The organism is Arcanobacterium buesumense (assembly GCF_012563545.1).
GTDB classification, from domain to species: domain Bacteria; phylum Actinomycetota; class Actinomycetes; order Actinomycetales; family Actinomycetaceae; genus Arcanobacterium; species Arcanobacterium buesumense.
Window position 1 is genome coordinate 1,426,669 of record NZ_CP050804.1, and the last position, 20,076, is coordinate 1,446,744.

The following is a 20,076-nucleotide window of genomic DNA, read 5'->3' on the forward strand; positions in this document are numbered from 1 at the left end:
GAGTCACTTTGTGTAAACCACGACTTTCCATTATGCCTTCTCCCCCTTTCCGGTAGATGCATGCTCATCTGAGGCGGTATTCTCCGATTCCGCCTGCTCAGATGCGTGAGCTGTTTTTGGTTGTGACACATTCTCACCTAATGTTGCAGCGTATTCGCGCAAGCTCTTGCCATCAGGCTTAGGCAGGCGGAACATCCAACGAACCAGTGCTGGAGCCGCAATGAACAGAACAATTACTGATTCGAGAATGAGAACCATATCAACTGGCACACCTTGAGCCTGCATTGAATATCCACCGGCTTTAAACGCGCCGAACAATAGACCAGAGAAGAAAATTCCCATTGGCTTATTGCGGCCAAGCAAAGCAACTGTAATTGCGTCGAATCCAACTGTTCCGGCAATACCAGATGTCACGCCTTGATGGGCTTGATACATCGTACCGAGAGCTTCATTTGCACCAGCTAAACCGGCAAAGATGCCTGATGTCATCATTGTCAATGTCGTGACTTTAGCGATTGACATTCCTGCTGTACGAGCAGCGTTCGGATTTGCGCCGACTGCACGAACTTCAAAACCGAAGGTAGAACGTTCCAAAATCCACCAGTAAACAAAGACCGCTATAAGAGCGAGGACAAGTCCAAAATGAATCTTAAACGGTGTAGGAAGCAGTGCTGGGAGTGCCGCAGTGTCACTAGCTACTGGTGTGACTGGGTTGTTCTGTCCGGGCTGATGCCACGAATCGAGCGATAGAACATAGGAAAGTGCAAGCGTAGCAATCGAATTCAGCATGATCGTGACGATAACTTCGTTCGCCCCGGTCTTTGCTTTCAAATATCCAGCGATACCAGCATAGATACCACCAGCTACAGCTGCTGCCACCAGCGCCACAATAAGGTGGATGCCATACGGAAGATCAAGGCTAAAAGACACCCAGATCGCAGCTAGAGCACCAAAAATAATTTGGCCAGCGCCACCAATGTTAAACAAACCTGCCCGGAAGCCGAAGCCTAAGCCAAGACCAGCCAAAATAAGTGGAGTAGCGAAAAAGAGCGAGTCCATCATTGGGCGGATCGCATATGCAAACCCACGGTTAAGTGCGGCCGCATTAAAAATTGATCCTTTAAACATGGCCACGTAGGCATCTAAGACGGATGCTCCGGTGATCACGATGAGGATCGCTCCCAAGGCGAAAGCAAGCAGGATTGCAATAATACCTACTAGCCAGCCAGAACGAGGAGCAGAATGGACAATAGCCTTAGCCCAAGTCCCAGCACTAATCGGAGTTGATTTCTTATTGCTCATGAGAGTGCACCTTCCTTTGCAGAAGACTGAGCTGCTGAGGCTAGGGCCTCTTCTTGTGGCACGCCAGCCATCATTAAGCCAAGTACATCGCGTGGAGTATCTGCTGGAACAATACCAATGATGCGCCCGCGATACATCACTGCGATACGGTCTGCCAATGCCACAACTTCATCAAGTTCAGAAGACACCAGAAGGACTGGCGTACTGGCATCACGTGCTTCAATAATGCGTCGGTGAATAAATTCAATGGATCCTACGTCAACACCACGGGTTGGCTGGCTGGCAACAAGGAGTCGGAGGTCACGGGAAAGCTCACGTGCTACCACAACTTTTTGTGCATTTCCGCCAGATAGCGTGGAGATCGGATCAGTGATTCGGGTGATTCGGATATCGAATTCTTCTACTTTTTCATGCGCGTTATCTGCAACAACTTGTGGGTGCATTGCTGGACCACTTGCATAAGGAGTATTTAAATACTGATCCAGAATCAAGTTTTCCGCGATAGAGAACGAAGCGACCATGCCGTCTTTGGAACGGTCTTCTGGAATAAAGCCGATACCAGCATCAATATTGCTACGAACGCTACTTCCTTGGATTTCGACACCGTCAAGGGTAATAGTTCCTTGATCCGGCTCTAATAGACCGAGGACGGCTTCAGCGAGTTCAGTTTGCCCGTTGCCTTGGACACCTGCAATAGCAAGAACCTCTCCGCGTCGTAATTCAAAGGAAATATGATCAAGGACGCGCGAACCGTTATCGTTAAGCATCGTGACATCATTGAAAGCAAGTCCGACTTCACCAAGTTGTGGCGCATCCTTTTCCAGTTGAAGCATAACTGGACGACCCACCATTTTTGTTGCCAGTTCAGTTTCTGACGACGTCGGGCTCGCAGTGCCGACGACAGCGCCACGGCGAATAACCGTAATATCGTCTGCTACTGCACGCACTTCGCGTAGTTTGTGGGTAATGAAGACAATTGATGTACCAGAAGCTGCAAGTTGCTTCATGATTTCCATCAGTTCGTCTGTTTCTTGCGGCGTCAACACAGCAGTTGGTTCGTCAAGAATCAAAATCTTTGCATCACGCGAAAGCGCTTTGACAATTTCTACACGTTGTTGTGCGCCAACTGGAAGATCTTCAATATATGCGTCTGGATCGAGATCAAAACCAAATTGCTTTGATACATCGATAACTGTTTGACGCGCTTCCTTAATATCAATCAGACCAGCTGTGCCGGTAGGTTCGTATCCTAGTGCCACAGATTCAGCAACGGTAAATACTGGAATCAGCATAAAATGCTGGTGAACCATTCCAATACCAGCCGCGACTGCATCGCCTGGCCCATCGAACTTTACCTTTTTCCCGTCAAGTAATATTTCGCCTTCATCTGGATCGTATAGGCCGTACAACACATTCATGAGTGTTGATTTACCAGCGCCATTTTCACCGAGAAGCGCATGAATATGACCTTCTTCAACGACGAGGTCAATATGATCATTCGCTACAAGAGGGCCAAACCTCTTTGTAATGCCCCTTAGCTCCAGCTTCACGCTGAACCCCTTTCGTTTCTCAGTTTCGAGTCAATCTGAGTTTTGTGTATCAATAATCATACCTTGCTTACAGGCATTTTTCTGACGCTGGCACTCTATTTCCCCACGTCAGATGCTAAGAAACGTGGGGATCTTAATCTGAACAGAATAAGATCCCCACGTCCCTACATTAATTCGTCATATCAGCTAAACCGCGAAATTAGTTAGCTGCTGGCGATTCAATCTTAAGTTCACCAGAGGCGATCTTAGCTTCAAGTTCCTTGACTTCAGACTTGAGATCATCAGAGAGAACTGAATCGAAGTCGTGGTAAGGAGCTAGAGAAACGCCCTTGTTCTTCAAGGTTCCAACGTATGGAGCAGTCTCGTACTTACCGTCCTTAGCGCCTTCGATGGCTGCCTTAACGGATTCGCCGATACCCTTCATAACAGAGGTAACAACGATGTCCTTGTAGTCAGGTGCCGAGACATACCAGTCGGAATCAACGCCGACGATGAAGATGTTTCCGGCTTCCTTCGCAGCAGCAGCTGCACCAAGGCCAACTGGGCCAGCAACTGGCATGATGATGTCCGCACCCTGCTCAATGAACTGCTGTGCCTGGGACTTACCGAGTGACTGATCGTCGAAGGAGTTGGTGAAGGCGCCGTTCTGCGTCTCCTTATCCCAACCGAGAACCTTGACGTCCGTACCCTTTGCCTCGTTGTATGCCTTAACACCATCGACAAAACCGTCCATGAAGATGGTTACTGATGGAATCTGTACACCACCAAAGGTAGCAACGGTACCGGTCTTAGTAGCGCCGGCAGCTACGTAACCACCAAGGAATGCTGCTTCTTGGGTGTTGAAGAGTAGTGCGCGACCGTTAGAAATTTCAACGGCATTGCCGTCAGCATCGGCAAAACCAGAATCGATGAGGCCGAAGTGGAGATCTGGGTTCTCCTCAGCTGCCTTCATAATTGCTGGCGCGAGCATGAAGCCAACGCCGATAACGAGGGAACAACCGTCATCAATCATCGTCTGAGTGTTTGGACCGAAGTCCGAATCACCCTTTGATTCAGCGGTGTTAATAGCAACGCCAAATTCCTTTTCGGAATCCTTCAGGCCGTTGTAGGCTGATTCGTTGAAGGACTTATCATCCCAACCGCCAGCATCGGATACGAGGCAAGCTTTAAAGTCAGACGCGTCTGCCGAGCCGCCTTTACCGGAATCTTTTCCGTCCGTACCAGAACATGCTGAGAGGGCCAATGCAGATGCTGCAGCAACTGCAACTAAAGACTTGAATTTCTTCACTAGTTTCTCCTGATCTAGTTTTCCAGTTTGGTGTATTCAATCACCAAAACCGTTCATCTACTAAGAATAGGCTGGAATTGCCAGACATGCCACCCTATAAGATGTTCTAGCTCACTTTCTGGATGTTTCGTAACCGAATCGTTACATTCAATGCTGGTGTCTCACAAATATGCCTCTTGACATCCGCAACGTGGTTACCTAAGCAGTCTGTCATCTCATATACTGACCGAAACGTATTGCCGAGTGAACCTCATTATTAACTGACGCCCGCTCTCACAGACTAAAGCAACTTATGAAAAGCTCCCATTCAAAAGCTATTGCAACGATGTCAGATTGTGTTCCGGTAGTTGTTCCACAACATTTTTCACGTGTTGTGCATCTTCACTCGCAGTCACCAGTAGCACATCACCGGTATCGACGACGATGACATCATTAACGCCAACTACTGCGATAGGACGATCATACGTAAAAACTGTCACATCATGAGAATCAACCGCTATCACCGGGGGCGCCTGTCCCCCATCGCTTGACCGGACAACAAGTCCATGACGCTCATTATCATCAAGCGACTCCCTGATCATATCGTCAACAGCAGCAAAGTCTCCCACATCTGTCCACCCCATCTGAACGGGCACTACCGCAACACCACCACGGGACGCCAACGGTTCGGCAATCGCATGGTCAATAGCGATCTTTGTTAATTCGGGCCACTCATGTTCAAGAACGCTACTGCGTTCAGTGGTATCCCATGCGCGAGCAATCCGCGAAATACCCTCAGCCAAACTTGGCTGGAAGGATTCCAACGCGGTCAAAAGTACATCAGCCTGAGCAATAAACATACCTGCATTCCACAGATATTGACCGCTGTCTACATATCGCCTGGCAGTATCAGCATCAGGTTTTTCTAAAAATTCTGCTGCTTGGAAGACGCCAGCTACTCCATCAACCTCATCTGCAGCACGAATATACCCAAAACCTGTTGCTGGGGAGTCTGGGCTAATCCCAATAGTTACCACATAGCCACGTTCAGCTGCCGTCATCGCCTGGTTGACTGCCCTGACGAACGCCTGCGGTTGACTGATAATATGGTCGGCAGCAAATGAGCCAACAATAACGTTGCCATGACGTTGGCGGATAATCGCCGTCGCTAATCCAATAGCTGCCATCGAATCACGTGCAGATGGTTCTGCAATAAACTGTTCTGCATCTAGTTCAGGAAGCTGACGGACCACATGAGGAATGTGAATGCCTCCAGTAACGACCATAATATTCGAACCAGCAACCGGCGAAAGGCGTTCAACAGTTTGGCGTAGCAAGCTCTGACCGCTACCTGTTAGATCCTTTAAAAACTTCGGCGATCCAGACCGCGAGATCGGCCATAATCTAGTCCCGGCACCACCTGCTGGAATGATCGCATGTAACGAGCTCATCTTCGCCCCTCACCCACTACCTAGTTTTCTTCACTGTCCCGAGCTAAACGCTCTCCCACGTCATGTGGGTCTGCTTGTGCATATTCACTCGACGTCGTTGGAACTGACTTTTTCTTATAAGCGTCCCAGGCAGCTTGCACATAAGCATCCCGCACGTCACTAAGCTGAGCTTGGGCATCTACCAGCTTCTCCTCCGCACGAGCAATCTTGCGTTTCATCCACGCGGCCCTCATGCCAGTCCACGGTGGCGCAATCTTCTCCTCTATAGTGTCGGTCGGATGCGGAGCAACCACACCAGTCATCGGATCAAAATTCCACTCCAAGGTACGCTTAACAGATTTAGTCACATAATTTGGGTACTCTTCTGAATGTTCAAGTTGGGAGCGAGTCGGTACTCCAGGTTTGGGCGGATTCGCAACAAAGGCAGCAGCTACCAGTGTCACTTGGGCAAGCAAATTAACCCAGATAAGCAACGTAATAATTGCTGCGAATGGAGCCAGAAGCGCATTACTCGACACTGAGGAAACCACCGTCGTACCCAAAACACGCAAGGTTGATGATCCGATTCCAGCCAGGAATGAACCTATCACCAAGTCTTTTAACGGCGGATGAGCCCCAGACATGACACTAAACAAGAACATGAAAATCAGCGTGTCAACAACTAATGCAATGGCAATGGGTAACGATTGAATGAAAAATGATCCTACAGTGCCAGAAACATCTAGCCACAACAAGATATGCTCGGAAAGTTGCGTCGAGACAGTCACTAGCGCCACTGTGGTCAAGGCTCCGATACCAATCATTAAAAAGCCGGAAATATCAAGTAGTTTCGCTTTGATAAAAGGACGTTGTAGATAGGTAATACCAAACATCCCTAAAATAGCAATGCGCAACGCAGTCATTAACGACGCAGCAGACCACAGCAAGACAAAAAACGAAATAATCGATGCGGGATTAATCGGGTTTTCGATAATGAGATCCTGTGGATCAAGCAGGCCCGATTCGTTTCCCTCGACCTTCAAAATACCTGGCAATGATGCATTGACAGTCTCAAACAGTGTTTGTTGCAGGTCCTTATTTCCACCGAGAAGATAGAAAAACGTCGTAAAACCAATAGTGAGCGCACCTGCGATAGCGAACAGAGCAGAATAAGCGATACCGCCCGATAAAAGATATCCACGCGCCCACATGTACCGTCCAAAAGCCCGGACAAAGCGCAGTTCCATAACCCAAGCAATTACTGCGTTTAGCCGATCCATAAGAGTAGGATGCGCAGTCACACTAGTGTCACTCATGCTTTCTCCATATCATAAGTAATGAGTAGTGGCGCATGGTCTGACCAACGCTGATCATATGACTTAGCCCGGTCAATTCGCACCGATTGGGCACGCTCAGCCAATTGTGGCGAAGCCAAATGGTAATCAATACGCCAGCCAACATTGTTATCAAACGCTTTACCCCGCTGGGACCACCACGTGTATTCGGCCTGGTCATCCCCGATCAGTGAACGTTGCACATCAACATACCCTAAGTCGCGCGTCCAGCGGTCAACATAAGCGATTTCTGGATCTAAAACGCCCGAGGTCCGATTGTGATTCGAACGCCAGTTCGTGATGTCTCGTTCGGTGTGCACAATATTAAAATCGCCAGCAACCAGAACATAGGGCACCTCTGCAGGGCGATTGCGTTGCAATTGTTCGAGCCGCATAGTTACCCGATCAAGGTGGGAATACTTAGCTGTCATTTTCGCTTCGTCAGTGGCATTGCCCGAATGTAAATACGCACTAACAAATGTTGTGCCATATTCCGGGATATCCACTTCAACCCAACGCCCGGTATCAACAGGCGGTTCGCTCGGGCGTTCCCAAACAGTTCTCGCATCGGCATCTGGATCTGAATCCGGTAAATCCGCACCTAAACCGATACTGACTCGACCGATATCCAACCCGTTCTTCACCGCAATAGCTACCCCGGCACGGCCCTTGATTTCACAGGCCTGCTGAACGATCTGATAATGATCACCCACGAGCTCCGGAACGAGCTCCTCTGGCGCACGCACTTCTTGCAACAGGAAAACATCTGGACTAGCCGATGCTATCCACTCTTGCATCCCCTTACGAACAGCCGCCCGAATACCGTTAACATTGCACGTTGCGATCAGCATATTTCTTTCTCCAGCTTCACTTTGTCATATTCACTTGGGCAAATATGAGACATGCGCATCGACGACGTTCGTCAAAAGCATCGCCCGAGTCATCGGGCCAACCCCACCAGGATTTGGCGAATACCAACCAGCCAGGTCAAAAACTGCAGGATCTACATCCCCAGCCATCACAGATTCTCCAGTTTCCGGATCGATGACTCGAGAGACTCCGACATCGAACACGGCCGCACCTGGACGCACCATATCGGGAGTGATCATATGAGCAACGCCTGCAGCGGCAATAATAATATCGGCGCGCCGAGTATGCTCCGCCAAATTTTTAGTCGCCGAATGGCATGCGTCCACCGTGGAGTTAATGCTACGCGAAGTAAGCAAAATGGCTAACGGTTTCCCTACGGTTGTACCGCGCCCAACAAGACAGACATTCGCGCCTTCCCATTGCACACCATAACGACGGCCCAGCTCCACAATCCCCATCGGAGTACAGGCAACTGGCGCCGGGATTTCGTTGGCAAGCCGACCAATATTGACTGGATGCAAACCATCAACGTCCTTAACCGGATCAATTGCTTCCAACACAGCGCGAGTATCAATATGTCGTGGCAACGGAAGCTGAACAATAAACCCGCTACATTTCGGGTCATCATTCAACTTCCGCACCTGTGCCAGCACATCTTCAGTTGTTGACTCCTCCGGCAAATCTATCCGGATAGATTCAATACCGATCTCCGCACAATCACGATGTTTCATATTCACATACATCTGCGAACCAGGATCTTGACCAACCAAAATAGTTGCCAAACCTGGAGCAGAATCAAGGTGCGCAATCTTTTCCTGCATCTCCACCTTGATCTGTGCAAGAGTGGCCCGTCCATCCATTTTTACCGGAATTGTCATGTGCGTAAACCTCTCAGTGGGTCTGATCTAAATCTGGGTACAACGGGAAGCGATCAGTCAACGCACTGACGCGTTCACGCAACGCCGCAATATCGGCCGTTCGGCCATCACGCAATGCCACCGCGATAATATCTGCTACCTCAGTAAACTCGGCATCGCCAAAACCGCGAGTAGCCAATGCAGGTGTACCGATTCGCAGTCCGGAAGTGACAGCCGGTGGACGCGGATCGAACGGGATCGCATTACGATTAACAGTAATACCAATCTCGTGTAGCAAATCCTCAGCTTCTTGGCCATTTAATTCATGGTTGCGCAGATCGACCAAAACCAAATGAACATCTGTGCCACCGGTCAACACCGATACACCCTTATCAGCAACATCAGATTCAACAAGGCGCTGCGCCAAAATCTTTGCACCGCGCAAGGTCCGCTCTTGGCGATCCTTGAATTCTGGTGTTGCAGCCAGTTTCAATGCAACTGCTTTCGCGGCAATCACATGCATCAGCGGGCCACCTTGTTGACCAGGGAAAACTGCCGAGTTCAATTTCTTCCCCAAAGACGCATCACGAGACAGAATCATGCCCGAGCGTGGACCGCCGATGGTCTTGTGGATCGTCGTCGTCACCACGTCAGCATACGGAACTGGGTTCGGATGCAAACCAGCCGCAACAAGACCAGCAAAATGCGCCATATCTACCCACAAGTAGGCACCAACTTCATCCGCGATCTCCCGGAAAGCTGCAAAATCTACGTGACGCGGATAAGCCGACCAGCCAGCAATAATCATCTTCGGCTTGTGCTCACGGGCAAGCCGACGGACCTCATCCATATCAATCAGATAGGTTTGCGGATCAACACCGTAAGAAACGATGTTGAAGTTCTTTCCTGAAAAATTGATCTTCATGCCGTGCGTTAGATGACCACCATGAGCCAACGACAATCCCATTACCGTATCGCCATGTTGCAACAATGCATGATAAATTGCGGCATTCGCTTGAGCACCCGCATGCGGCTGAACATTGACATACTCTGCACCAAAAAGCTTCTTCGCGCGTTCAATCGCTAAATTTTCCGCAATATCAACAAACTCACAACCACCGTAATATCGCCGACCCGGATACCCCTCCGCGTACTTATTCGTCAACACCGAACCTTGAGCCTGCAATATTGCCCGTGGCACAAAATTCTCCGACGCAATCATTTCTAATGTGGCGCGCTGACGACCCAGTTCATCTTCTAAAACCTGCGCAATGTCCGGATCTAACTCAGCAAGCGAGAGATTAAAGGAATCTGTCACTTCCAGCCTCCTTAAGGGTTTCCATAGTGGGTGAGTACATCTCTAGTCTACCCTCCCCCTCCAACACATTTAGCGATCAGCACTCACAAGCACAGTGAATTTCGCCGTCGTCGTCGAAAAAGCGTAAAATACCACTATGGAAAAATCGGTATTGAACGCACACTCACTTATTTTTACAATTTCTTGCCCGGACCAGTCTGGAATCGTCTACGCCGTCACCGGACTTTTAACCCAAGTAGGCGCTAATATCACCCAGTCGCAAGAATATCGTGACCCACGCCAAAACCGATTTTATATCCGTCTGCAAGCCGACGTCCCTGGCGGTCGGCTCACAATCGAAGCCGCATTCGCTGCCCTCGCGGCACGTTTCGAGATGGACTACACCATTTCCGACGCCAGCCCCATGCGCACCATCATCATGTGCTCGAAGGACCCCCATTGTTTAACGGATTTACTTGCTAAACAACGCGAAGGACGGGTACCGATCGACGTTGTCGCCGTCGTTTCCAACCACGAAACATTGTGTCCACATGCCGATTTCTATGGCGTGCCATTTATTCATATTCCGGTGACAAAAGACACGAAAGCGGACGCAGAAGCACAGTTACTTAAACTTGTGGACGATTGCGACGCCGAACTGGTCGTTTTAGCCCGTTACATGCAGATTTTGTCCGACGACGTGTGCCAAGCATTAGCTGGTCGAATCATTAATATTCATCATTCTTTCTTACCGTCATTCAAAGGCGCTCGACCATACGCCCAAGCTCATGCTCGCGGTGTCAAACTCATTGGCGCCACCGCGCATTACGTCACTGCTGATCTTGACGAAGGACCAATTATTGAACAGGACGTCGCCCGCGTCTCGCATGCCCAAGATGTTCCCGAGCTACAAGCAATGGGTGCAGAAGTTGAACGCCAAGTCCTCTACCGCGCAGTGCGTTGGCATGCTGAACACCGTGTCCTTCACGATGGTTTACGTACCGTCGTCTTCGAATGACACGGCAGTCACTGCATCACGTACCGCGATCTACAGGTGATCGAGTAAGTGCGCTGGCACGATATCTGAGGCCGACTTATCCGCTGGCAAAGCCTTACACACCCGCGCCGGACTGCCTACTGCTATCATATTTGCCGGAATATCTTTCGTCACTACCGAGCCAGCGCCAATGACGCTATTATCCCCGATGGTGACACCGGGCAGTACCATAACCCCGGCGCCGAGCCACACATTATCTCCGACGACGATCGGGCTACCGCCCTCCCAACCTTCACAACGTAGCGTAGATTCGAGCGGATGCCACGCAGTTAAGAGTTGTACCTGCGGGGCAATCTGACAGTTTTTCCCGATAGTAATCGGGGCGACATCAAGGAAAATGCAATCGTAGTTAATGAATGTTCCATCACCAATCCTCACGTGTTGACCATAGTCAACACGCAACGGCGCCCGCACAATCACGCCCTCCCCCACGCTACCTAACCAACACGTGAGGACCTGATAATGCGCGTCCCAATCGGCTGACGGCAACGCATTAAATTCATCTTGGCAAGCCATCGCATGGCGATGAATCTCTTGAAACTTTTGGCCTTCAGGCTTGTAGAGTTCGCCATTGAGCATACGCTGGTACAGTTCTTCATCACGAGTCATACGAGCCAGTCTACGCTACTCAATCCCGCGAGCTGCGGCCCACCGGGAAAGCTCATGGCGATTCGATAATTGGAGTTTGCGCAACACTGCTGAGACATGTGTTTCCACCGTTTTAATGGAAATAAATAATTCCCCTGCCGTCTCTCGGTAGGTATATCCCCGAGCGATTAACCGCATAACCTCTTGTTCGCGCTCCGAAAGCCGATCCAATTCTTCATCGCGTTCGGCTACGTCTGCCGCTTGCGCGCCAAAGGCATCAAGCACAAAACCTGCCAGCCGTGGAGAGAATGCGGCGTCTCCAGCGGCAACCCGCCTGATGGCTTCCACAAGTTCTTCAGCACTAACTGCTTTTGTCACATAACCGCGAGCGCCCGCACGAATAACGGCAACGACGTCGTCGGCCGCATCAGATACTGACAACGCCAAAAAACGAGTAGGAACCCCACCAGCTAAAACCCGACGGGCAACCTCAGCACCACCACCGCCGTGGCCTCCTGGAAGATGCACGTCAAGCAACACGACATCGGGAACAGTCTCACTTGCCAGACTAGTCAATACTGCCACGGCACTATCAACGGAATCAGCTTCGCCCACACAATCAACATCCGAAAACTGCGCAAGTTGTGCCCGCACACCAGCACGAACCAAGCCATGATCGTCAACAATAAATACCGTCAAACTCACGACGCACTCCCTTTAACAACCCGCATCCGCACCTCTGAACCACCGCTAGGTAATGGCGAACGGATCTCCACTTCTCCCCCAACTTTAGCAAGACGTCCTCGAATTGAGTCCCTAATTCCAGCGCGGTCACTCGGAATAGTATCCACATCAAACCCTGGTCCGCGATCACGAACAAAAACTTCGCATACCTCATCACTAAGCTGCGCAAAAAGCGAAATCTTTCCCGGAGCATGCTTCGCCGCATTCGTTAACGCTTCCCGGCTAGCGCCCAACAGCGCTTGAGTCAGCGAACTCGGTTGTGCGTCACCCGTTACCACAACGTCAATCTCAGTATGGAACTTCTCATCAGTATCTGCCGCGATATGGGCAATATCGTCGGCAACTGACGTTCCTTCCACCGCACGATCAGAATACAAATAGCGACGCAAATCCCGCTCCTGCGCCCGTGCCAGACTCGCCACTTCCTCCGGAGAATCTGCCCGCGAACGAATAAGCGCCAATGTTTGGAGTACCGAATCATGCAGATGAGCCGCAATATCGGCCCGCTCCGACTCGCGGATCCGCTGGGTATATTCATCACGCAACTGAGTACGGTTATGTAACAACACTGGAAGCACAACCACTGCCAGCGCTGCTACCACCGCCAGCCCGACCCCTAGACTCGCCATCGTCTGATAAAAACCATACTGCGTACTGGTAAAGGTCAATGCACCACTGATAGCAATTAACGCTCCGGTAATCGTCCACCCAATCGGAGCTGAATCATTACCGACAGGATGTGACCACGCAATTCCAGCACCGGCCAAAATAATCAATACCGGAATCAGATTTCCACCATAGCCACCATTAACTAGCGCGATTCCCACGGCGCTAGCTAGCAAAATAAGCGCAGTGAGGAACAGTGGCCGACGATTCGTATTTTTAACTTCCGGAGTATTTGCTAATGCCGGAATTAATCGACGTCGGCGGGCGCAAAGGCCACTATCTTGAGGCATCGACACTGCCAACACCACATATGCCATCACGCCAACACCAAAAAATGGCGTTGCTAAAACAAACGCCCATCGCCAGGCAACTACCGAACCACCCAAATGCACACTCAAACCACGCGCCACGCCCGCAATCACACGCGGTGAGCGCCGCGTTAGCGCCGGCCGTTCCGATACTCCAGGAGCACGCAAATGCGAATAGTCATTATTCCTCGTCATAACATCTATCATCACACATGCCTCCCACATATTTTGACCCCTGAGTAGCAAAATCAGGGACGAATCAGGGTGTCACCTCATAGCCACAATGCCCTTCCATCTGACACGATAAAAACATGAACATTTTTGAACGCTTGACCGCCCAGCCATTACGGCGGACCGACGATGGATACCTCGGTGGCATCTGCGCAGGGTTATCACACCGTTGGGAAATTTCCCCTCTCTTACTACGCCTCGCATTTATTATCATGTCGTTCTTTGGCGGCATCGGCGTCCTTGCCTACGGTATTGCGTGGCTTCTCCTACCACACGATCCAGATAATCGTATCGAGCTTAACGAAGTGGTCGAAGGCAGACTCTCTGGCGGGTTCGCAGCCAGCCTTGCAATGCTAGCAATCGGCGTCTGGCTCTTCTTCGAACAGCTTGCTCACGCCCGCTGGTTCTTCTTTTCTCGGTTTACTGGTTCCTTCATCACTGTTATTGCAGTCGTCGTCGTGGCGGTCATCGTCTTGCGAAATAAACAAGACACAACCCCGCAGCCAGCTCCTTCTACATCTCCTTCAGCAGAGGAAAACACAACTATGCTAACGCCAACTTCGCCAACGCAAGCAGAAAACATGCCCCCACTAAAACCCGTGGCATCTCAGTCATACTCTCGCACTCCGGTAGTATCTGGGACATACATTCTCATCACTTTAGCGTTAAGCGCCGCCGGAGCCGCAATCACTATGCTGGCTACACAGCGCACACTCGCATCTGCACTATTGGTACTCGGAGTGCCACTGACGATTCTTGGCATCGGTATCGTATGGGCCGGCATACGTAGAAAACGAAGTAGCTGGCTAAGTTTCATCGCAATGTTACTTGTATTTCCGGCCTTTACACTTGTTTCGTTGTCCTTCGTTGTTCCGACAAACATCATGAACACGCCACACCTAGACTTTTTCGGCAGTGGGGCACGCACCGGTTCTACAAGCATCTTTGACCAGCAAGAACGTCGCACTACACAGCTTGCCGACGGTAGCGAAATCAGCGCTGTTTTCGCCGATCCCAACTTTTTCCTCGATCGTGACGATCCAGTTATTTTAGAGATCGCCCTGACCGGACAAATATCCATGAACGATTTAGGTGGCTGGGAAATACGCAACCATAATGCCGAGACTTTTACTACCAACACCCCGCACATATATTCTCTCAAAACCGATGAAGACTTCGATGGCTCTCACGGTGAGGGGCCAATTAATATTAACGATTGGTATGTCATCCCAAACAATGTCATGCTCAATCCTTCACGATCCCCTAAAGTGCACGTGACAGTTATTAGTCCGGCAGCACAAAAAGATCCACAACTGGCTCGTCACATTAAGGTCAATTACGGCTTTGGTGACGTGAGCTTATCCGAAAAAATCCAAGGTAACGATGCTGTTGCATTCATTGCCCGCCAACGCGGGATCCCCATTGATTCCGACACACCAGATTTAGCCGCAAACTCAACACAATCGACAAAATAGGAGATCACCATGAAAATCGGAACATTCTTATGGGGCATAGTTATCGCCGTTTGCGGTGCAGTGGCTATCATCCGTGGCACTAGTACCCAGCTTGATCCATCTACGCTTGTCATCGCATTACTGCTTGTCTTTGCCGCTGCCTGCACCGTAGCAGCCTTTGTTCCCACGCGACGCCAGGAAAAAGAACCTGAGATGTATGCGCAAACTGCGCCAGCTTCTCACTCACCAACCATGTCACCTAGTCAGACTGAGCGGTTCGAGGTAGAGCCATCTGCCGAGCCGTCTCACGAAGCGTGAACGTTCATGAAGACTGCCCTTCTCTCCTGATGATTGATCAAAATATGAAGCGATAAACTCGACTTCATCCCCAGATGCATCAATGATCTCCAATCCCGTCCAGCGGATTCCTTGAGTGGAAACATCCGGTGGGCGGGTTTTTGGATGCCATGAGGTGAACACGAAGTCATCCCGGCCAAGAGCATAGGCACAGTACCTAGCACGCATTAATTCCTCGGGACGATCCGCTAAGCGCACACTGTCATGGAGCGGTTCGCAACAATCGGCATAGATTTTACCGGATTCACATGGGCATTTCATAGTTTCTCCTATTCGAGGTATAAGGGAAACCGGGTAATAGCGCAAACCTAGAGCTATATGGCCGGGGTTTGCGCGATTACCACGATTAGCCGACACTTTTCGGACGGTAACGCAAAAGGCGGGGACCACGTCCCCGCCTTTTGGTGGAAATCAATCTCAGATCAAGCCAAGTTCGCGAACTGCATCAGCTTCTTCTTGGAGAGCCTTAACATTACGCTCGATACCTGCCTTGGATGCTTCAGAAAGCTCAAGACCTTCAACAACCTTCCACTCTCCGCCTTCGGAGATGGCCGGGAAGCCGAAGATGAGTCCTTCTGGAACACCGTAGTGCTTGCCATCTGACCAAATACCTGGGGTAACCCAATCGCCTTCTGGAGTACCGTTGACCCAGTTGTAAACGTGGTCAATAGCTGCCGAAGCTGCCGAAGCTGCCGAAGAAGCGCCACGGGCTTCGATAATGGCAGCGCCACGCTTAGCAACGGTTGGTACGAAGTAATCAGAGAGCCATGCTTCATCAACAAGCTCAGTTGCTGGCTTGCCGGCAACAGTTGCCCAAGAGATGTCTGGGTGCTGGTCTGCCGAGTGGTTGCCCCACACGGTCATCTTCTTGATGTCCGAAACCTTCGCGCCAGTCTTCTCCGCAAGCTGGGAGATTGCCCGGTTGTGATCCAGACGCATCATCGCAGTGAAACGCTCGTTTGGTACGTCTGGTGCGTTGTGAGCTGCAATGAGCGCATTGGTGTTTGCTGGGTTGCCAACAACGAGGATGCGAACATCATCAGCTGCGTGATCGTTGATAGCCTTTCCTTGTGGGCCAAAGATTCCGCCGTTTGCGGCGAGAAGATCAGCGCGCTCCATACCCTTGGTACGTGGACGTGCACCAACGAGAAGACCGACGTTAGTTCCTTCGAAAGCCTTGTGTGCATCGTCAAAAATGTTAACGGACTCAAGTAGCGGGAATGCGGAATCATTCAATTCCATCGCAGTACCTTCAGCGGCCTTCATGCCTTGTGGGATCTCAAGAAGGTTCAAGCGAACTGGAACGTCAGCTCCGAGTAGTGCGCCTGATGCAATACGGAATAGTAATGCGTAACCGATATTTCCTGCAGCGCCAGTAACGGTGACGGTAACCGGAGTACGAAGCTCAGCCATGTAGTCAACTCCTATATTCTATGGCGCTGTTCGTTATTGAAACATGACGCCAGTTTGTCGTTGAGCGAGATGAATTCTCACACCACTTCTAAGAATACCTTGCCAACGAGTTATTCTGGGTGGCATTTAGTCCCGCTCGTCGTCTCAAGTTTGCCATCACTAGCCGGAGACATTGTGTTCGGCGGTTTTCCGCCATAAGTTGTATTGACACAATCCTTGTATTTAACTATATTAATTTTGTATCAACACAATGCGTTTACCGAGGAGAAGCTATGGATTCGTGGATTCCACTCTTACTGAATACTGGAGCTATCCTCATCGGCTCTGTATTTGCCTACTTGGTTTGCGTAATCATCCCGATAACTCATCGCATAGAAATTCGGCAGACGTCCCACTTTCCACCACACACAATTCCGTTACCGCCACCTAGCATAAACTTCATTCAGCGCCTTCAATGGCGCGAACAAGTTATTAAATCTAAACTTACAATTGCTTTTATCGTTATTTGTGTTGTCCAAATAGCTTTATTTGCTACAGTTCCTAGCTTTCCCCATTTTTCATTTCCCCTTAGCCTGCTACTAGGCTTGTTTATTCAGAGCTATCTTCGTATGCGCACTGACATGAAAGCTCTGTTAAACCCAACAACTTATCCTCAAACATCGCTAGATGCCAATCGCGTCTCGCGTGGCATTCAACTTCAATTCACTGATTACCTTCCTATGTGGGCGATACTAGGATATTTTGGCGCATCTCTTATCCCCCAACTGTTATGGATCTTCATCCAGCTACCTCACCTACCTCGACAAACTATATGGGTCTTCATGCTACTTGGCGCAAATATAGTGAGTATTCTCGGAATTTTCGTGATATCTCGCTATGCACGAACTCCAATTATTGCCTACGATATTGAAGATATTCATTGGGAAGACGATATACGTGCTGAATCAACAAATACGTTAATCCTTTCAACAGCCGTGATCCCCTGGGGGATTCCATTGGTAGCAGAAAATTTTTCCGCTTCGGCTGTGCCACTAGCACTCATGATGATTTATCTCGTTGCCGTACTCGTGATGGTAGGCATCTTCTATTGGGCTTCTCGCCAATATGCTCGACATATGTGGAGAGAAGTTAGCTCATGATTTTTTCTATTGACCCATCACTAGACGTTCCACCCTACGAACAGATCATCAATCAGATCGTTGCTGGTATTCGAAGCAAGCAATTACTTGTGGATACACGACTGGCTCCAGTGCGTCATTTAGCTGTAGAACTCGGAGTATCACCAGGAACCGTAGCGCGCGCCTACAAAGATTTAGAAACTGCGGGAATTTTACAAACGCGCGGACGAAACGGCACCTTTGTTTGCGCAATTCCCGATACTGCGCAAACCACGTCTCCTGCTAGTTTGGAAACTGCTCTTGCCGGGCTCATCAGATATGCACACGCTGAAGGTATCACGCTTGACGATCTACTCACTCGCGTTCGCACAGCGTTCTATTACAATAGCGCAGAGCCTAACGAAAGCGACAAGTAATCGAACTCGCTAGCGATAATATCTCCGGCAAACTTCACCATAGTATGAGGCAGGCCAGCTAATATCTGGCCTGCCTCAATCTGCGGTCACTTAGTGCGGTGTGCGCGATAGTATTCGATAAGCGCGCGAGTGGATTGATCTTCAGCCGCAAGCGCTGCCTTGTCTCCACTAACTGCGTTCGTGAGTGCCTTCGCCATCTGCTTACCAAGCTCAACGCCCCACTGGTCGAAGGAGTCAATTCCCCAGACGATTCCTTGAACAAAGGTGATGTGCTCGTATAGGGCAATGAGCTGTCCAAGGACAGACGGAGTCAGCTCTGGAGCCATAATCGAGGCAGTCGGCTTGTTTCCTTCAAACACACGTGCAGACACAATTTCTTCTGGCGTGCCTTCAGCGCGGACTTCATCAGCAGTCTTGCCAAAGGCTAGTGCCTTTGTTTGTCCGAAGAAGTTGCCGAGGAATAATTCGTGCTGATCAGCATCGCCATCCTTGAACGCATATGTTGGGTTAGCAAAGGCAATGAAATCAGCTGGAATGAGCTGTGTTCCTTGGTGAATCAACTGATAGAAGGCGTGCTGACCATTCGTTCCTGGTTCACCCCAGAATACTTCACCGGTCTTAGAGGTGACTGGAGTGCCGTCCCACCGAACGCGCTTGCCGTTTGACTCCATAGTAAGCTGCTGCAAGTAGGCTGGGAAGCGATGCAAGAACTGCGAATATGGCAGAACTGCGTGGGTGGCGGCATCCATAAAGTTGACGTAGAAAACATTGAGCATTCCCATGAGGACTGGGACGTTACGCGAAAATGGTGTGTTCTGGAAATGTTCGTCCATCTTGTTGAATCCAGCTAGGAACTCCGCAAAGTTATCTGGACCAATCGCAATCACGAGAGATGTTCCAACAGCAGAATCCACAGAGTAGCGTCCGCCTACCCAGTTCCAGAAGCCAAAAGCATTTTCTGGATCGATACCAAATTCAGCAACCTTATCGAGTGCAGTGGATACGGCAACGAAGTGCTTTGCTACTGCCCCATCAGTTGGCGCACCTTGTTCTTCAAGGGAGCGTAGCAACCAGGCACGGGCAATACGTGCATTAGTCAGCGTCTCTAACGTTGTGAAGGTCTTGGAGGCAACAATAAAAAGTGTTGTTTCTGGGTCAAGTCCAGAAAGCTTTTCACCAGCATCGGTTGGATCGATGTTGGAGATAAAACGGCACTCGATATGCTCCGCCTTAAACGGCTTGAGGGCTTCATATGCCATCACCGGGCCGAGATCGGATCCACCAATACCGATGTTGACGACGGTCTTAATAGCCTTTCCGGTGATTCCCTTCCACTGGCCAGAACGAACCTTAAGAGCGAAATCATAGACACGCTCAAGAACGCTGTGGACGTCGCTAATAACGTCTTGACCTTCAACGGTTAATGAATCCGTCTTCGGACGACGTAGTGCAGAGTGGAGAACTGAGCGATTTTCGGTAATGTTGATCCGCTCACCGCTAAACATCGCATCCCGACGTTCGGCCAAATTAACTTCGTTAGCCAATTCTTCCAGGGCAGCTTTCATATCATCAGTCAATACTGACTTAGATAAATCAACGAATAAATCTCCTGCACTGAAACTGAATTTTTCAGTACGCTCGGCGTCTTGCTCAAACCAGGAACGAAAATCGACATTAAGATTGTGGTTAATCTGCGCGAGTTTTCCCCACGCGGCAGTTTGGGTTGCGTCAATTGGGGTTGGCATGAGTTTCCTCCATTAGATATACATCAGGTTCCGGAGCTCATGATATTAGCAACCGGTAACACTTTCTTAGTT

19 protein-coding genes are annotated in these 20,076 nt (G+C 50.0%); 5 read left to right on the forward strand and 14 right to left on the reverse strand.

Annotated elements, in window-relative coordinates; all coding sequences use genetic code 11:
• Positions 1-30: 30 nt before the first annotated feature.
• From HC352_RS06550 to glyA, 8 genes are all read right to left on the reverse strand, one after another.
• A complete protein-coding gene (locus HC352_RS06550) occupies positions 31-1,302 on the reverse strand; it encodes an ABC transporter permease (RefSeq protein WP_168918131.1) in 1,272 nt (423 codons plus the stop codon).
• The gene (locus tag HC352_RS06555) at positions 1,299-2,852 is read right to left on the reverse strand and encodes an ABC transporter ATP-binding protein (protein WP_168918132.1); all 1,554 of its coding nucleotides are present in this window, start codon (positions 2,850-2,852) and stop codon (positions 1,299-1,301) included. The genes HC352_RS06550 and HC352_RS06555 overlap by 4 nt, the downstream gene beginning before the upstream one ends.
• 199 nt (positions 2,853-3,051) lie before the next feature.
• The gene (locus HC352_RS06560) at positions 3,052-4,140 is read right to left on the reverse strand and encodes a BMP family lipoprotein (protein ID WP_168918133.1); all 1,089 of its coding nucleotides are present in this window, start codon (positions 4,138-4,140) and stop codon (positions 3,052-3,054) included.
• 314 nt (positions 4,141-4,454) lie between these two features.
• Positions 4,455-5,570 (reverse strand): mannose-1-phosphate guanylyltransferase, encoded by a 1,116-nt coding sequence (locus HC352_RS06565; protein WP_168918134.1) that lies wholly within the window; start codon positions 5,568-5,570, stop codon positions 4,455-4,457.
• A gap of 20 nt (positions 5,571-5,590) precedes the next feature.
• The gene (locus tag HC352_RS06570) at positions 5,591-6,865 is read right to left on the reverse strand and encodes a YihY/virulence factor BrkB family protein (protein WP_168918135.1); all 1,275 of its coding nucleotides are present in this window, start codon (positions 6,863-6,865) and stop codon (positions 5,591-5,593) included.
• The gene (locus HC352_RS06575; RefSeq protein WP_168918136.1) at positions 6,862-7,734 is read right to left on the reverse strand and encodes an exodeoxyribonuclease III; all 873 of its coding nucleotides are present in this window, start codon (positions 7,732-7,734) and stop codon (positions 6,862-6,864) included. Before HC352_RS06575 ends, HC352_RS06570 begins: the two co-directional genes overlap by 4 nt.
• 30 nt (positions 7,735-7,764) lie before the next feature.
• A complete protein-coding gene (locus tag HC352_RS06580) occupies positions 7,765-8,631 on the reverse strand; it encodes a bifunctional methylenetetrahydrofolate dehydrogenase/methenyltetrahydrofolate cyclohydrolase (protein ID WP_168918137.1) in 867 nt (288 codons plus the stop codon).
• A 13-nt stretch (positions 8,632-8,644) separates the two neighbouring features.
• Positions 8,645-9,928: a serine hydroxymethyltransferase gene (gene glyA / locus HC352_RS06585; RefSeq protein ID WP_168918138.1), complete on the reverse strand. Its 1,284-nt coding sequence runs from the start codon at positions 9,926-9,928 to the stop codon at positions 8,645-8,647.
• Positions 9,929-10,064: 136 nt separating this feature from the next.
• Between glyA and purU the strand changes: the two genes are divergently transcribed.
• Complete coding sequence (gene purU / locus HC352_RS06590) at positions 10,065-10,925, forward strand: formyltetrahydrofolate deformylase (protein ID WP_168918139.1); 861 nt, start codon at positions 10,065-10,067, stop codon at positions 10,923-10,925.
• A 30-nt stretch (positions 10,926-10,955) separates the two neighbouring features.
• Here purU and HC352_RS09150 read toward each other — a convergent pair whose 3' ends face one another.
• The 3 genes from HC352_RS09150 to HC352_RS06605 are packed head-to-tail and all read right to left on the reverse strand — an operon-like array spanning position 10,956 to position 13,477.
• Positions 10,956-11,573 carry a sugar O-acetyltransferase gene (locus HC352_RS09150; protein ID WP_211080645.1) on the reverse strand — a complete coding sequence of 206 codons (618 nt, stop codon included), beginning with the start codon at positions 11,571-11,573 and terminating at the stop codon, positions 10,956-10,958.
• A 15-nt stretch (positions 11,574-11,588) separates the two neighbouring features.
• On the reverse strand, positions 11,589-12,257 hold the full coding sequence (locus HC352_RS06600; protein ID WP_168918140.1) for a response regulator: 669 nt from the start codon (positions 12,255-12,257) through the stop codon (positions 11,589-11,591).
• Positions 12,254-13,477: an ATP-binding protein gene (locus HC352_RS06605; protein ID WP_247645248.1), complete on the reverse strand. Its 1,224-nt coding sequence runs from the start codon at positions 13,475-13,477 to the stop codon at positions 12,254-12,256. The genes HC352_RS06600 and HC352_RS06605 overlap by 4 nt, the downstream gene beginning before the upstream one ends.
• Before the next feature lie 104 nt (positions 13,478-13,581).
• Here HC352_RS06605 and HC352_RS06610 point away from each other — a divergent pair, with 104 nt between their 5' ends.
• Positions 13,582-14,976 (forward strand): PspC domain-containing protein, encoded by a 1,395-nt coding sequence (locus HC352_RS06610; protein ID WP_168918142.1) that lies wholly within the window; start codon positions 13,582-13,584, stop codon positions 14,974-14,976.
• A gap of 9 nt (positions 14,977-14,985) precedes the next feature.
• Positions 14,986-15,273 carry a hypothetical protein gene (locus tag HC352_RS06615; RefSeq protein ID WP_168918143.1) on the forward strand — a complete coding sequence of 96 codons (288 nt, stop codon included), beginning with the start codon at positions 14,986-14,988 and terminating at the stop codon, positions 15,271-15,273.
• Here HC352_RS06615 and HC352_RS06620 read toward each other — a convergent pair.
• Positions 15,211-15,573, reverse strand: coding sequence for a YchJ family protein (locus HC352_RS06620; protein WP_168918144.1), 363 nt, complete (start codon positions 15,571-15,573; stop codon positions 15,211-15,213). The genes HC352_RS06615 and HC352_RS06620 overlap by 63 nt on opposite strands.
• A 156-nt stretch (positions 15,574-15,729) precedes the next feature.
• Positions 15,730-16,725, reverse strand: a complete 996-nt coding sequence (locus tag HC352_RS06625; RefSeq protein WP_168918145.1) for a malate dehydrogenase — start codon at positions 16,723-16,725, stop codon at positions 15,730-15,732.
• A gap of 620 nt (positions 16,726-17,345) precedes the next feature.
• Between HC352_RS06625 and HC352_RS06630 the strand changes: the two genes are divergently transcribed.
• A complete protein-coding gene (locus HC352_RS06630; RefSeq protein WP_168918146.1) occupies positions 17,346-17,864 on the forward strand; it encodes a hypothetical protein in 519 nt (172 codons plus the stop codon).
• A complete protein-coding gene (locus HC352_RS06635) occupies positions 17,861-18,259 on the forward strand; it encodes a GntR family transcriptional regulator (protein WP_168918147.1) in 399 nt (132 codons plus the stop codon). The genes HC352_RS06630 and HC352_RS06635 overlap by 4 nt, the downstream gene beginning before the upstream one ends.
• Before the next feature lie 86 nt (positions 18,260-18,345).
• Here HC352_RS06635 and pgi read toward each other — a convergent pair whose 3' ends face one another.
• Positions 18,346-20,004 carry a glucose-6-phosphate isomerase gene (gene pgi, locus HC352_RS06640; RefSeq protein ID WP_168918148.1) on the reverse strand — a complete coding sequence of 553 codons (1,659 nt, stop codon included), beginning with the start codon at positions 20,002-20,004 and terminating at the stop codon, positions 18,346-18,348.
• Positions 20,005-20,076: the final 72 nt, after the last annotated feature.

What these genes read in the sequence shown, in the direction of transcription:
- HC352_RS06620 (WP_168918144.1), bottom strand. Translation starts at nt 15,573, where the DNA reads ATGAAATGCCCATGTGAATCCGGTAAAATCTATGCCGATTGTTGCGAA.
- HC352_RS06565 (WP_168918134.1), bottom strand. Translation starts at nt 5,570, where the DNA reads ATGAGCTCGTTACATGCGATCATTCCAGCAGGTGGTGCCGGGACTAGA.
- HC352_RS06630 (WP_168918146.1), top strand. Translation starts at nt 17,346, where the DNA reads ATGAAAGCTCTGTTAAACCCAACAACTTATCCTCAAACATCGCTAGAT.
- HC352_RS06580 (WP_168918137.1), bottom strand. Translation starts at nt 8,631, where the DNA reads ATGACAATTCCGGTAAAAATGGATGGACGGGCCACTCTTGCACAGATC.
- HC352_RS06570 (WP_168918135.1), bottom strand. Translation starts at nt 6,865, where the DNA reads ATGAGTGACACTAGTGTGACTGCGCATCCTACTCTTATGGATCGGCTA.
- HC352_RS06610 (WP_168918142.1), top strand. Translation starts at nt 13,582, where the DNA reads ATGAACATTTTTGAACGCTTGACCGCCCAGCCATTACGGCGGACCGAC.
- HC352_RS06605 (WP_247645248.1), bottom strand. Translation starts at nt 13,477, where the DNA reads ATGATAGATGTTATGACGAGGAATAATGACTATTCGCATTTGCGTGCT.
- HC352_RS06615 (WP_168918143.1), top strand. Translation starts at nt 14,986, where the DNA reads ATGAAAATCGGAACATTCTTATGGGGCATAGTTATCGCCGTTTGCGGT.
- HC352_RS06575 (WP_168918136.1), bottom strand. Translation starts at nt 7,734, where the DNA reads ATGCTGATCGCAACGTGCAATGTTAACGGTATTCGGGCGGCTGTTCGT.
- purU (WP_168918139.1), top strand. Translation starts at nt 10,065, where the DNA reads ATGGAAAAATCGGTATTGAACGCACACTCACTTATTTTTACAATTTCT.
- HC352_RS06625 (WP_168918145.1), bottom strand. Translation starts at nt 16,725, where the DNA reads ATGGCTGAGCTTCGTACTCCGGTTACCGTCACCGTTACTGGCGCTGCA.
- HC352_RS06635 (WP_168918147.1), top strand. Translation starts at nt 17,861, where the DNA reads ATGATTTTTTCTATTGACCCATCACTAGACGTTCCACCCTACGAACAG.
- HC352_RS06550 (WP_168918131.1), bottom strand. Translation starts at nt 1,302, where the DNA reads ATGAGCAATAAGAAATCAACTCCGATTAGTGCTGGGACTTGGGCTAAG.
- HC352_RS09150 (WP_211080645.1), bottom strand. Translation starts at nt 11,573, where the DNA reads ATGACTCGTGATGAAGAACTGTACCAGCGTATGCTCAATGGCGAACTC.
- pgi (WP_168918148.1), bottom strand. Translation starts at nt 20,004, where the DNA reads ATGCCAACCCCAATTGACGCAACCCAAACTGCCGCGTGGGGAAAACTC.